The sequence below is a fragment of the Pseudoduganella guangdongensis genome (assembly GCF_009857475.1).
Classification (GTDB): domain Bacteria; phylum Pseudomonadota; class Gammaproteobacteria; order Burkholderiales; family Burkholderiaceae_D; genus Rugamonas; species Rugamonas guangdongensis.
In genome coordinates, this window is the sequence record NZ_WWCJ01000012.1 from 60,277 (window position 1) to 72,841 (window position 12,565).

A 12,565-nucleotide genomic window follows, 5' to 3' on the forward strand; every position below is an offset into this window, starting at 1 on the left:
AAATGTAGAGCGCAGCCTTGGGCGGCGCACTTTTTAATTTTGAAGAACCAGAAAAATATGACATCTACCGTTACGCTTATCTCCAGTTCGCCTTCTGTACGTGCCGAAAGCGTTGACGCCAGAAGCAACATCGTCCTGACCTTCAGTGGCCCAGTGAAAGCTGGTGCGGGGAAGTTTGAGATTCTCGACCGATCTGATCGCACGCTGGTGTCCGAACCTATGAGTGGCAGCCACGTGACGATTAGCGGAAATACCGTCACTATCGATCCTCCTCGCGATCTCCCCTATCTCTCTTCCATCAAACTGGTCTTTACGGGGGACTGGCTGCTCGATAGCAGCGGTGCAGCCATTAGCACGCCTTCCGATTTCATATTCTGGACCGGCATGAGCGCGACCGCCTTGGATATGCAAGGCACTGATATGGCTGACATCCTCCATGGCAGCGACCTCGTGGATCGTCTCGATGGTGGCGCAGGGAATGATGAAATTGGAGGCTTCGGCGGAAACGACGTCCTGGCCGGCGGCCTCGGTGATGACTCGGTATGGGGCGGGGACGGTGACGACCTGCTGCTAGGCGGCGATGGGAACGATTTTCTGCAGGGTAACGAAGGCAATGATGTACTGGAGGGCGGGGCCGGTGACGACGAGCTGCGTGATTTCGCAGGCAACGATACGTTGTCGGGTGGTGATGGCAACGATAGGATCTACTCGTGGGGGCCCGGTCGCAGCTTTATCGATGGTGGTCGTGGAGATGATTCGATCATCGCGCGCCAGAGTGACATTGTCGCCGCAGGCGATGGCAACGACATCATCCAGCTGCAACTGCTTAGCGATAGTACAGACGGTCGCGTGGATGGCGGTGCGGGCGACGACCGCTTCGAGATTGGGCTGCTTACAGGTACGTCCGGCTCTATAAACCTGACGGGCGGTAGTGGACGGGATACTTATGTGTTGCAGCTGTCCCGCAATCACGAGGGTGTGGGCGCTGGCCGCGGCGAAATCACCGACTTTGCCGCAGGCGTCCGTGGCGACCAAATCGATCTCGCTCCGCTGATAATCGATTATCAGTATAAGCACGGCTATAACACGGGTAACCCCTTCGCGCCCGGAGGCTTCGTGCGCCTACAATCGGACGGCGCTGACACCCTCCTGCTCCTGCTGGAGGACGGCGAGAGGACGCTGCTGCGCTTGAAGAACGTACAGCCGCAGCAACTCACGGGCGATAATTTTGTCGGCGGTTACCGTCCGGATGGCGGCAGCCAGGGCCTGAGCCTGCAAGGGACGGGCGCTAATGACGTGCTCACGGGTTATGAGGTAGATGACCAGTTGATGGGCGGGCATGGCGACGATGTGCTGGACGGTGCTGGCGGCAATGATGTCCTGCGTGGCGGTGCCGGCGTCGACGAGCTCCTGGGCGGGTATGGCGATGATGTGCTGGATGGCGGTACCGGCAACGATGTGCTACGTGACTATTCGGGCCGAAACACGTTGCGGGGTGGTGCCGGCAATGATTCCCTATCGGTAGGCGGCACCGATTTTGTCGCTGAGGGTGACGACGGCGACGACATCATCTACGCGGGAGGCAATGGCCGTGTATCGGGTGGCAATGGCAATGATGTCTTGCGGGCCGCCGCGGGCGCTATGCTGATCCTGGATGGCGGCAGCGGGAATGACACGATCGATATCACCGGCATCTTCGGCGGCGCGATAGTCACCGCCAGCGGCGGCAGTGGACGCGATGTTTTCAATGTCGGCAACGTGGCGCCGAATAGGGTCACAGTCAGCGATTTCACCACGGGTGCCGGCGGCGACCTGATCGACGTGTCGGGTGTGATGCCCTATAGCCCGAATGGCAATCCGTTCGGCACCGGCCACCTGCGCCTGCGGCAGGAGGGCCTGGACACCATCCTGGAATTCAGCTGGGCTGGTGCGGCGGGGTCTGGTACTGACTGGCGCGACATCGCCACATTCAGCAATACCAACGCCGCCGATTTCACGCGCGACAATTTCCTCCACGGCATCTCGCCAGATGGCGGCAATGAAGGCCCAACCCTGGTAGGCGGCAGTGGCAATGACGAGCTGCGCGGCCAGTTCTTGAACGATCTGCTGGAGGGTAACGACGGTAACGACCAGCTGTATGGCGGCTTCGGTAACGACGTCCTGCGTGGCGGCAATGGTGACGATATGCTCGACGGCGGCGGAGGTGACGACCTGCTTGATGGCGGGGCGGGTTTCGACGTCGTGCAGCTGGCGCGCAAACGGTTTGACTTCAAGATCTGGGTCGAGAACGGCAGTTTCAAGGTGCAGGACTTGCAAGGCTTGAGCGGAACCGACACCTTGCAGGGTATCGAGCGCCTGCAACTGGACGGCACCACGGTCGCCTTCGACGGCAATGGCGTGGGCGGCCAGGTGTACCGCCTGTACCAGGCGGCATTTGATCGCGCGCCAGACCAGGTGGGCATGGGCTTCTGGATCCACCACGCCGACCGTGGCCAGGACCTGGTATCGATTGCCGAAGCTTTCGTGACCTCGGCCGAGTTTAAAACCCTGTACGGTGCCGCGCCGACCAATGCCGAGGTGATCGACCGCTTGTACTACAACGTGCTGCACCGAGCGCCCGACGCCGAAGGTCGCGCATTCTGGCTGGACGTCCTGGACCGCAAACTGGCGCCGCTCTCAAGCGTGCTAGTGGGCTTCAGCGAGAGCAAGGAAAATGTCGCTAATCTTGCCGAGGTCATTGGCAAAGGCTTCGACTATACGACTTGGTACGGCTAAGCGCGGTAGCCTGTTGTGCCCATGCGACAGTGACAAAGTGAGACTATTGGCAGGCGGCAGGGGCCTATAGTTGGTGCAGGGCTGCCGGCCCGGCGGCCCCGTCCATACTGGAGGAGTCGCCATGTCAGACCTACTGCACATCAGCAGCACCCTCGTCCGCATCATCGCGCGCATCAATCCCAAGATCTGGGAAGTGGTGGGCGGCGGTCCACTGGGCAGGCATGCCCAGTTTTCCACCTTTGCCAGCCTGGCGGCGGAGCCCATCCCGGTGCCATGGCGCCAGCAGCCGGCCTGGCTGGTCGAGGGCCAGTTGGCAGCGCTGGCGTTGGGGCAGCGCCAGGTCGACGCCGCCTGTGCTATCCAGGCTCAAGGCGGTGATGTCAAATCCTTCCTGAAAGCCACGCTGGATGACTGGTGCCCAACCGGCCAGCCACCGCGCCTGCCGATCAAATGGCCGAGCGGCATCCGCGAACCACGCCCACCGCGCCCGAATGAGCTGGAGGCGCTGACCATTCCGCTGACCGGCGCGATTGCCATGATCGTCCAGGCCGAGTCGATCGGCGATGAATCGCTCAGCAAGTGGATTGCCGACACCGGTGCGAACCTGCTCGACAAGACTGCCATCTACGCCACAGAACACCTGCGCAGGGAACGCTGACCCGCGTATTGGATCCAGCTCGACATCCCTCTCGCGCTTCGACCCTAAGATGCCGGAAGGCTAAGCAGCGCGGGAGGTCCTCGTGGGCTGGTTCCGTGCAAACATCGTCTTTCCGTTACAGGGACTGTTTTGCGTGTCGCTGGTCTTCTTTTTCCTTCCAATTCCAAAAAGAGTACGGATGCAGCTAAATCCGCTGCGCGCGGTAAAAGATGGGCAACTGTGTTGGCGCGGCCTGACATTCAGCGCCGCAGGACTGTACGAAATGCATGGGCGCAGTGAGCTTCCCTGGTTGTCAGGATTGCTGCTTCTGACTCTCGTCTTGTCGAGCTTGCTTGCGTCGGGCGGGGCACTGCTTCAAACTTCGATGACGATTCACGCGGACGAGAGCTGGCCCAGCATTTCCGGACGCTGCTCGCATCGCCGTAATCATCGCCGCATCGGTGATCTCCTTGGCACTGGCACATTTCAGTGTTTAGTTTAGGGGGAGACGATCATGTTAAGACGATGGTGGCTAAACAGGTTTAAGGATGACGAGGCATTCAAGACAACGCTGAGTATACTTTGCGGCGGCGGTGCTGCGCTGGCCTTAGTAGTGGCCGCGCTACAGCTCGCGTGGGAACACTGGCTGCGGTAGATTGCGTGTACCAAAAAAAAAGCAAGCCGCCAGCTGGCGGCTTTCTGCAAGGCTGGGCGGATGCTTAGTCTTGCGCGTAGATGTTGTTGTCTTTGGTTTCGCGCACGAACAGGGCGCCGATCACCGCGGTCGCCAGGGCGATCACGATCGGGTACCACAGGCCGTAGTAGATGTCGCCTTTGAAGGCCACCAGGGCGAAGGCGGTGGTTGGCAGCAGGCCGCCGAACCAGCCGTTACCGATGTGGTAAGGCAGGGACATCGAAGTGTAGCGGATGCGGGTCGGGAACATCTCGACCAGCATGGCTGCAATCGGGCCGTACACCATGGTCACATACAGCACCAGTACGAACAGGATCAGCACCACCATTGGCTTGTTGATCTGGGCTGGATCGGCCTTGGCTGGATAGCCGGCGGCTTTCACTGCCTCGCCGACCGATTTCTTCAGCTCGCCTTCCTTCTTCTTCGAATCAGCATCGAAGTTCAGGCCGTCCGCCGTCATGTTGGCGTTGAACGATTGCACGACTTTGTCGCCAACCTTGATCGAGGCCACGGTGCCGGCAGGCGCGTCCTGGCGGGTGTAGGCGACGGATGCTTTCGACAGCATCGAGGTGGCGATATCGCACGAGGACGGGAATTTCTTCTCGCCGGTCGCGTTGAACTGGAAGTGGCAGGAATCCGGATCGGCCACCACCACAACAGGCGAGTTCTTGATGGCCGCTTCCAGCTGCGGGTTGCCGTAGTGGGTCAGGGCGCCGAACAGCGGGAAGTAGGTGGCAGCGGCGATCACGCAGCCACCCAGGATGATCCATTTGCGGCCGATCTTGTCCGACAGGCTGCCAAAGAAGATGAAGAACGGGGTCGCCAGGATCAGCGCAGTCGCGATCAGGATGTTCGCCGTGGCGATATCCATCTTCAACGTCTGGATCATGAAGAACAGCGCGTAAAACTGGCCGGTGTACCACACCACCGCCTGGCCCATGGTCAGGCCGACCAGCGCCAGGATCACGATCTTCATGTTCTTCCACTGGCCGAAGGCTTCGCTCAGCGGAGCTTTGGAGGTCTTGCCTTCCGCTTTCATCTTGGCGAAGGCAGGCGACTCATTCATGGACATACGGATCCATACCGAGATGCCGAGCAGGGCCACGGACACCAGGAATGGGATACGCCAGCCCCAGGCTTCAAACTCTTCCAGCGGCATCGACTGGCGCACGCCCAGGATCACCAGCAGCGACAGGAAGAAGCCCAGCGTCGCGGTGGTCTGGATCCAGGCCGTGAACAAGCCGCGCTTGCCGTGCGGCGCGTGTTCCGCCACATAGGTGGCGGCACCGCCGTATTCGCCGCCCAGTGCCAGGCCTTGCAGCAGGCGCAGGATGACCAGGATGATCGGCGCGGCAATGCCGATGCTGGCGTAGTTTGGCAGCAGGCCCACGATGAAGGTGGACAGGCCCATGATCAGGATGGTGACCAGGAAGGTGTACTTACGGCCGATCATGTCGCCCAGGCGGCCGAACACGATGGCGCCGAACGGGCGCACAATGAAGCCGGCGGCAAAGGCCAGCAGCGCGAAAATGAAGGAGGTGGTCGGGTCGCCCACGAAGAACTGTTTGGCAATGATAGATGCCAGCGAACCGTAAAGGTAAAAGTCGTACCATTCAAACACGGTACCCAGCGAGGAGGCGAAGATGACCTTCTTCTCCTCTTTGGTCATGGGGGTGGACTTGCCGTTCCCCACGTTCCGCGCGTCGGCGGTCCCAGAGCTAATTGCCATGATGCTTGTCTCCAATTTAATAGTTAGCGTTCCAAATGCTTCAACGGCAGGATGGAGTTTGGACCAGTATCCTTACGTCATTCTTGCTTGAAACTTACGCAAAACTTACAAATCGCACAATTACGCGAACGACCGTGCTAAAAGCGACGGGCCTGTGCTATGCTGGCCGGAAATACCTACAAAGGAGACCCCATGCTGCTGTCCCGACGCGATGTCGAGTTCATGCTGTATGACTGGCTGCAGGCCGAAACGCTGTGCAATCGGCCGCGCTTCGCCGAGCATAGCCGCGAAACGTTCACCGCTGCCATCGACAGTGCGCAGCAGATTGCGACCGAGCTATTCGCGCCGCACAATAAGTTGAGCGACCAGCAGGAGCCGCATTTCGACGGCGAACGGGTCAGCATGATCCCCGAGGTGCGGCGTGCGCTCGACGCCTTTTCGGCGGCGGGCTTCATGGCCGCCGGCCAGGATTACGCCCTGGGCGGCATGCAGCTGCCGCTGCTGGTGGAAAAGGCGGTCACCGCCTATTTCACGGCGGCCAATATGGCCACCTCCAGCTACGCCTTTCTCACTATCGGCAATGCCAATACGCTGCTGAAATGCGCCTCCAGCGCGCAGGTGGAGCATTTCGTACGGCCCATGCTGGAGGGGCGCTGGTTCGGCACCATGTGCCTGAGCGAGCCGCAAGCCGGCTCCAGCCTGTCCGACATCACTACCCGCGCCGAGCCGGAGCCCGAGGGGGCGGAGCGCTTCCGCCTTACGGGCAACAAGATGTGGATTTCTGCCGGTGAGCACGAACTGGCCGAAAATATCGTGCACCTGGTGCTGGCCAAGATCCCCGGCCCGGACGGCAAGCTGGTGCCGGGCGTGAAGGGCATTTCCCTGTTCATCGTCCCCAAGTTCCTGGAAAACGGCGAGCGCAACGACATCGCGCTGGCGGGCCTGAACCACAAGATGGGCAATCGCGGCACCACCAATTGCCTGCTGAATTTCGGTGAGGGCAAATTCCGCCCGGGCGGCCGTGCCGGCGCGGTCGGCTACCTGGTTGGCCGCCAGGGGCAGGGCCTGGCGAACATGTTCCATATGATGAACGAAGCGCGCATCGGCGTCGGCCTGTGCGCGGCGGTATTGGGCTACACCGGCTACCTGCATGCGCTGGACTACGCGCGCCAGCGTCCGCAAGGCCGCCATCCCGCCGCCAAGGACCCGGCTTCGCCCCAGCTTCCCATCATCGCCCACACCGATGTGCGGCGCATGCTGCTGGCGCAAAAGGCCTACGCGGAAGGCGCGCTCGGCCTGTGCCTGTACAGCGCGCGCCTGGTCGACGACGAACACACCGCCGACAGTGCCGAAGTGCGCCAGCGTGCCGGACGCCTGCTGCAATTCCTGACCCCGATCACCAAATCCTGGCCCTCGCAATGGTGCCTGGAGGCGAATAACCTGGCGATCCAGGTGCACGGCGGTTATGGCTACACGCGGGAATACAATGTCGAACAGTTCTACCGCGATAACCGCCTGAACCAGATCCACGAAGGGACGCATGGCATCCACGGCCTGGACCTGCTGGGGCGTAAAGCTAGCATGAATGACGGCGCGCTGCTGGCCACCATGGCCGAGGAAATCCGCGCCACGGCCGGCGCGGCGCGCGCCAGCCGGGTGGCCCAGCTGGCCGGCCACGCCGACGCGCTGGACGCGGCCTGGGGCCGGGTTGAAGAAGTGACCGCCGCCCTGTATGCTGCCGGCGACCTGAACAAGACGTTGGCCAACGCCACGGCCTACCTGGAAGCGGTCGGGCATGTAGTGCTCGCCTGGATCTGGCTGCAGCAAGCCATGGCGGCCGTCGCCAGCCTGCCGGAAGACGATGATTTCCGGCGCGGCAAGCTGCAGGCCTGCCGCTATTTCTATCAATGGGAGCTGCCCAAGGTCCAGCCGCAGCTGGATTTGCTGGCCAGCCTCGATACCACCACGCTCGACATGCAGGACGCGTGGTTCTGAAGGAAAGTGAATGATCAAGCACATCGTCATGTGGAAGCTGAAAGACCACGCCGAAGGCGCCGACCGCGCCACCAATGCCCGCAAGATGAAGGCGCAACTTGAAGCCTGCGCCGGCATCGTGCCCGGCATCCTCAAGCTGGAAGTCGGGCTGGCCGAACCGGGGCTGGAAGCGACTTATGACGTGGTGCTGTACTCCGAATTCGAGAGCAAGGAGGCGCTTGACGCCTACCAGTCGCACCCGCAGCACGCTGCACTCAAACCATTCTTCGGCGCTGTGCGCGATGCGCGCCAGTGCATGGACTACACCCTCTGAAAGGAAGCCAGGCAATGACCACCACCCTCGATCTCTTCAAACTGCAAGGCAAAACCGCACTGGTCACCGGCGGCTCGCGCGGTCTCGGCCTGCAAATGGCGCTGGCGCTGGGTGAGTTGGGCGCCAAAGTGGTGATCACTTCGCGCAAGCAGGCCGACCTGGACGAGGCGGTGGCCGTGCTGAAGGAGCAGGGCGTGGAGGCCTATGCCATTGCCGCCGACCTGGGCAAGGAAGCCGCCATCGACCCGCTGGTGGACGCCGCGCTGGCGGCCCTGGGCGGGCATATCGACATCCTGGTCAATAACGCCGGCGCCACCTGGGGCGCACCCGCCGAGGAATACCCGCTGGAAGCGTGGGACAAGGTAATGAACCTGAACGTGCGCAGCATCTTCCTGCTGTCGCAGGCGGTCGGCAAGCACTCCATGATCCCGCGCCGTTCGGGCCGCATCATCAATATCGCCTCCATCGCGGGCCTGATGGGCAATGCCCCGGGCACCATGAAGACCATCGCTTACAATACGTCCAAAGCCGCACTGGTCAACTTTACCCGCACCCTGGCGGGCGAATGGGGCGAGTACGGCATCAATGTCAACGCGCTCGCGCCGGGTTTCTTCCCGTCGAAGCTGAGCGCCGGTGTAATCAAGGCCATGGGCGAGGACAAGCTCGCCACGGCCGCCCCGCTGAACCGTCTTGGCGGCGACGAAGACCTGAAAGGCGCAGTCGCGCTGTTCGCCTCTGACGCCGGCCGCCACATTACCGGCCAGGTGCTGGCAGTGGACGGCGGGGTATCTGCAGTATAAGGAGTTTGCATGACCAAGTACCACCGCATCGTGCTGGCATCGCGCCCGCGCGGTGTTGTCGTGCCGGAGAATTTCCGGCTCGAGGAAGTTGCAGTGCCGACGCTGGCCGAGGGCCAGCTCCTGGTGCGCAACCACTATCTCTCGCTTGACCCGTATATGCGCGGCCGCATGAGCGACGCGAAAAGCTACGCCGCGCCGCAAGCGCTGGACCAGACCATGATCGGCGGCACCGTGGGCGAAGTGGTGGAGTCGCGCCACCCCGGCTTCGCCGTGGGCGAGTTCGTGGCCGGCATGTTCGGCTGGGCCGAAATGGGCGTGTCGGACGGCGAAGGCCTGCGCAAGGTCGATCCGGGCCATGCGCCCTTGTCGGCCAACCTGGGCGTGATCGGCATGCCCGGCATGACCGCTTGGTTCGGCATGCACGAGATACTGCGCCCGCGCCTGGGCGAGACCGTGGTGGTATCCGCCGCCAGCGGAGCCGTGGGCAGTGCGGTCGGCCAGCTGGCCAAACTGGCCGGCTGCCGCGCGGTCGGCATCGCGGGCGGCAAAGAGAAGTGCGATTATGTGGTGCGTGAGCTTGGCTTCGACGCCTGTGTCGACTACAAGGCCGGCAACCTGAAGGCCGACCTGGCGGCCGCCACCCCGAACGGCATCGACGCCATATTCGAAAACGTGGGCGGAGAAGTGTTTGACACGGCGCTGGGCCGCACCAATGCCTTCGCGCGTGTTGCGCTGTGCGGCCTGCTGGCGGGTTACACCGGCGCCGAGATCCCGATTCGCAACGCCAAGAAGCTGCTGCTTAACCGCGTCACCTTGCGTGGCTTCATCGTCACGGAGCATATGGATCTGTGGCCGCAGGGCCTGTCCGAGATGGGCCGCCTGGTCGCCGCCGGCAAGCTGAAATACCGTGAAACGATTTCCCAGGGCCTGGCGTCTGCGCCGGAATCCCTTATCGGCCTGCTCCAGGGCCGCAACCTAGGCAAGCAACTAGTAAAGCTGATTCCATGAAAAACTTCGAAGGCAAGGTTGCAGTGATCACCGGTGGCGCGAGCGGTTTTGGCCGCGAATTTGCGCTGAAAGCCCACGCGCTCGGCATGAAGCTGGTGCTGGCGGACGTGCAGCAGGACGCGCTGGACGCCACCCTGGCGGATTTGCGCGCGCAAGGCGGCCAGGCCATCGGGCTGCGCTGCGACGTGCGCCATTCCGCCGAAGTACAGGCGCTGGCCGATGCGGCCATGCGCGAGTTTGGTGCGGTACACCTTGTCTTCAATAATGCCGGCGTCGGTTTCGGCGGCCTGCTGTGGGAAGCCAGCGAGTCGGACTGGGATTGGGTCATGGGCGTGAACGTGACCGGCGTGGCGCACGGCGTGCGCATCTTCACCAGGCTGATGCTGGAATGCGCCAAGCGCGAGCCGGGCTACGAGGGCCACATCGTCAATACCGCCTCCATGGCGGGCGTGCTTTGCCCGCCGGTGATGGGCGTCTACAACGTGTCCAAGCATGCCGTGGTGGCGCTGACGGAAAGCCTGTACCACGACCTGGCGTTGGTGGGCGCGCCGATCCGCGCATCGGTGCTGTGCCCGTACTTCGTCCCGACCGGCATCCACCAGTCGCACCGCAACCGCCCGGAAGACGCGCCAATGGAAGCCAAACCGACCGCCAGCCAGATGGCGGCGCAAGCCATGGTGAGCAAGGCTGTCACCTCCGGCAAGGTCAGCGCGCAGGATGTGGCGCAGCTGACGTTTGCCGCCATCGCGGAGGACAAGTTCTACATCTTCACCCACCCGCAAGCGTTGGACGGCGTGGCGCTGCGGGCGCGCGACATGGTGGCGCAGGCCAACCCGGCCGATCCTTATACCGCCACGCCGCAAGTGCGCGACGCCCTGCGCGCCATGTTGTGAGAGAATGCGCGGCATGACGACGACACTCCGCTTTGGCGACTGGGCCACCCTGCAGGCCGACGCGAAACCGATCCGTATGGAAGTCTTCGTGCAGGAGCAGAACGTGCCGGCCGACCTGGAAATGGACGAGCGCGACGCGGGCTGCCTGCATGCGGTCGCCTACGATAGCGCCGGCCAGCCGCTTGGCACCGGGCGCCTGCTGCCGGACGGGCATATCGGCCGCATGGCCGTGCTGCGCAGCGCGCGCGGCACCGGCGTAGGCGGCGCGATCCTGCAAGGCTTGATGGCCAAGGCGCGCGAGCGCGGCGACCAGCGCGTTGTACTGAGCGCCCAGACCCATGCCGCGGAGTTTTACCTTGCCCATGGTTTCGCCATGGCGGGCGACGTCTTCCTTGAGGCGGGGATCGCCCACATCGAAATGACTTACGAATTCCAGGAGTAGAACATGAAACGTACGATCGTAGCGCTGGGTGTTTGCGCAGTCTTTGGCGCAGGCTTCCTGTTTGGTTCCATCAGCCCGATGCAAGTGGCGCAGGCGCAGGTCAATGGCGGCGCGGTGTGGCCGGCAGCGGCCGCCGCCCCGGTGGGCGCCAACGGCGCCACCCACTTCTACGCCATCGACACCGGCACCCGCACCCTGATTTCCTGTTCGCGCCAGGGCAAGGAAAAACCTTCCTGCGTGCGCGAGCAACTGCCGTAAGCAGGCTTACCGCACCTGCACCTCGTGCAGCTCGGCCGGGGCGTCGGCATACAGCTTGACCACCGTGGAGCTGCGGGTGCCGTAGTTCGGCGACTCGATCTTCACGGCTGACAGCAGGCGTTCCAGTTCCAGCGGCACGCCGGTTTCCGGCAGGCGCATGTCCGGCGCGCGCGTCGTGTCGGACAACATCTCAAAGTAGGCATCCTCCGGCGCGCCCAGGCACAGCAGGCTGGCGAATTGCGCCTTGGTTTTCAGCACTTTCGGCCAGGCCGAGTCGAGCAGGGCGTTGGACAGGCCGTAAATGCCCGCCTCCAGCGGCTTGCCATTGCGCGGGTCGTCGCCGCCTTTGTTGGAATACCAGAGCAGTTCCTTGCCGTCGCACAGCACCAGGTTGAAGCCGTTGTATTCCTGCGCGCGAGGCGCGACCTGCGCCACATACTCCTGCGCGCTCATGGCCCCGGCCAGGAAATCCGCCACCAACTGGCCGCGCGAGGGCGCCAGAGGGTTGTGCTCCTGCGGCTTGCGCACATTGGTGATCGCGGCGAAGCGCGACGGGCCGGGGCGCGTGATGCCCATCCAGCTGCCGCCGGCTTTCAGGTCGCGGCCGGCATAGATGTGCGGCGCTTCCGCCCACGGTGCGGCGGGCGTGGCGGCGCGATCATAGAATTCATCGCGGTTGGCAGCGGCAATCAGCGGCACGCCGGGGACAACCTGCCAGGCAAAGACGATCAGGCACATGGCGGCAAGTCCTCAAAAAGTTCAACATGGCGCGGTCCCGCGATCCAGCGCGCCAGCCCGGCTTGCGCCACCGCCGCGTCCAGCGCCGGGGCAAACGCTGCCGGCGTCACGCCCGGATAGACCTCCATCCAGGTTTGCGCGCCATCGGCCCCGGACGGCCGGCGCTTGAGCTGCGGCGCCACGCCATGGGCGCCGGCCAGCGCTGCCTGCATGGCGATAACCGCCGCCTGCAGGTCCGCCGCTGCGGCGTCCTGCACCTTGTAATACACGTAGAAGTCCATGC

At 63.1% G+C, this 12,565-nt stretch carries 13 protein-coding genes; 10 read left to right on the plus strand and 3 right to left on the minus strand.

Going from position 1 to position 12,565, the window contains the following annotated elements; translation table 11 throughout:
* The first annotated feature begins 39 nt into the window (after positions 1-39).
* From GTP41_RS27825 to GTP41_RS17455, 3 genes are all read left to right on the plus strand, one after another.
* The gene (locus GTP41_RS27825; protein ID WP_161026853.1) at positions 40-2,775 is read left to right on the plus strand and encodes a DUF4214 domain-containing protein; all 2,736 of its coding nucleotides are present in this window, start codon (positions 40-42) and stop codon (positions 2,773-2,775) included.
* Positions 2,776-2,896: 121 nt separating this feature from the next.
* A complete protein-coding gene (locus GTP41_RS17450) occupies positions 2,897-3,433 on the plus strand; it encodes a hypothetical protein (protein ID WP_161026854.1) in 537 nt (178 codons plus the stop codon).
* An 82-nt stretch (positions 3,434-3,515) separates the two neighbouring features.
* Complete coding sequence (locus tag GTP41_RS17455) at positions 3,516-3,914, plus strand: hypothetical protein (RefSeq protein ID WP_161026855.1); 399 nt, start codon at positions 3,516-3,518, stop codon at positions 3,912-3,914.
* Between the two features lie 217 nt (positions 3,915-4,131).
* On the opposite strand, the gene GTP41_RS17460 is transcribed toward GTP41_RS17455, so the two are convergent.
* Positions 4,132-5,835: an MFS transporter gene (locus GTP41_RS17460; RefSeq protein ID WP_161026856.1), complete on the minus strand. Its 1,704-nt coding sequence runs from the start codon at positions 5,833-5,835 to the stop codon at positions 4,132-4,134.
* A 192-nt stretch (positions 5,836-6,027) separates the two neighbouring features.
* Here GTP41_RS17460 and GTP41_RS17465 point away from each other — a divergent pair, with 192 nt between their 5' ends.
* Genes GTP41_RS17465 through GTP41_RS17495 form a run of 7 tightly spaced genes read left to right on the plus strand, consistent with a single transcriptional unit; the run spans position 6,028 to position 11,544 of the window.
* Entirely contained in the window at positions 6,028-7,830 is a 1,803-nt protein-coding gene (locus GTP41_RS17465; RefSeq protein WP_161026857.1) for an acyl-CoA dehydrogenase, read from the plus strand.
* A 10-nt stretch (positions 7,831-7,840) separates the two neighbouring features.
* Positions 7,841-8,143: a Dabb family protein gene (locus GTP41_RS17470; RefSeq protein ID WP_161026858.1), complete on the plus strand. Its 303-nt coding sequence runs from the start codon at positions 7,841-7,843 to the stop codon at positions 8,141-8,143.
* Positions 8,144-8,157: 14 nt separating this feature from the next.
* Positions 8,158-8,943, plus strand: coding sequence for an SDR family oxidoreductase (locus GTP41_RS17475; RefSeq protein ID WP_161026859.1), 786 nt, complete (start codon positions 8,158-8,160; stop codon positions 8,941-8,943).
* A gap of 9 nt (positions 8,944-8,952) precedes the next feature.
* A complete protein-coding gene (locus GTP41_RS17480) occupies positions 8,953-9,951 on the plus strand; it encodes an NADP-dependent oxidoreductase (protein ID WP_161026860.1) in 999 nt (332 codons plus the stop codon).
* Complete coding sequence (locus GTP41_RS17485; RefSeq protein ID WP_161026861.1) at positions 9,948-10,844, plus strand: SDR family oxidoreductase; 897 nt, start codon at positions 9,948-9,950, stop codon at positions 10,842-10,844. The genes GTP41_RS17480 and GTP41_RS17485 overlap by 4 nt, the downstream gene beginning before the upstream one ends.
* 13 nt (positions 10,845-10,857) lie before the next feature.
* A complete protein-coding gene (locus tag GTP41_RS17490) occupies positions 10,858-11,286 on the plus strand; it encodes a GNAT family N-acetyltransferase (RefSeq protein WP_161026862.1) in 429 nt (142 codons plus the stop codon).
* Positions 11,287-11,289: 3 nt separating this feature from the next.
* Positions 11,290-11,544, plus strand: coding sequence for a hypothetical protein (locus tag GTP41_RS17495; protein ID WP_161026863.1), 255 nt, complete (start codon positions 11,290-11,292; stop codon positions 11,542-11,544).
* A 6-nt stretch (positions 11,545-11,550) separates the two neighbouring features.
* On the opposite strand, the gene GTP41_RS17500 is transcribed toward GTP41_RS17495, so the two are convergent.
* The gene (locus tag GTP41_RS17500) at positions 11,551-12,282 is read right to left on the minus strand and encodes an NRDE family protein (RefSeq protein WP_161026864.1); all 732 of its coding nucleotides are present in this window, start codon (positions 12,280-12,282) and stop codon (positions 11,551-11,553) included.
* On the minus strand, positions 12,273-12,563 hold the full coding sequence (locus GTP41_RS17505) for a DUF4936 family protein (RefSeq protein WP_161026865.1): 291 nt from the start codon (positions 12,561-12,563) through the stop codon (positions 12,273-12,275). Before GTP41_RS17505 ends, GTP41_RS17500 begins: the two co-directional genes overlap by 10 nt.
* Positions 12,564-12,565 lie beyond the last annotated feature (2 nt).

Coding starts and splice junctions, on each gene's coding strand:
- GTP41_RS17450 (WP_161026854.1), top strand. CDS start 2,897: ATGTCAGACCTACTGCACATCAGCAGCACCCTCGTCCGCATCATCGCG.
- GTP41_RS17460 (WP_161026856.1), bottom strand. CDS start 5,835: ATGGCAATTAGCTCTGGGACCGCCGACGCGCGGAACGTGGGGAACGGC.
- GTP41_RS17465 (WP_161026857.1), top strand. CDS start 6,028: ATGCTGCTGTCCCGACGCGATGTCGAGTTCATGCTGTATGACTGGCTG.
- GTP41_RS17470 (WP_161026858.1), top strand. CDS start 7,841: ATGATCAAGCACATCGTCATGTGGAAGCTGAAAGACCACGCCGAAGGC.
- GTP41_RS17475 (WP_161026859.1), top strand. CDS start 8,158: ATGACCACCACCCTCGATCTCTTCAAACTGCAAGGCAAAACCGCACTG.
- GTP41_RS17480 (WP_161026860.1), top strand. CDS start 8,953: ATGACCAAGTACCACCGCATCGTGCTGGCATCGCGCCCGCGCGGTGTT.
- GTP41_RS17485 (WP_161026861.1), top strand. CDS start 9,948: ATGAAAAACTTCGAAGGCAAGGTTGCAGTGATCACCGGTGGCGCGAGC.
- GTP41_RS17490 (WP_161026862.1), top strand. CDS start 10,858: ATGACGACGACACTCCGCTTTGGCGACTGGGCCACCCTGCAGGCCGAC.
- GTP41_RS17495 (WP_161026863.1), top strand. CDS start 11,290: ATGAAACGTACGATCGTAGCGCTGGGTGTTTGCGCAGTCTTTGGCGCA.
- GTP41_RS17500 (WP_161026864.1), bottom strand. CDS start 12,282: ATGTGCCTGATCGTCTTTGCCTGGCAGGTTGTCCCCGGCGTGCCGCTG.
- GTP41_RS17505 (WP_161026865.1), bottom strand. CDS start 12,563: ATGGACTTCTACGTGTATTACAAGGTGCAGGACGCCGCAGCGGCGGAC.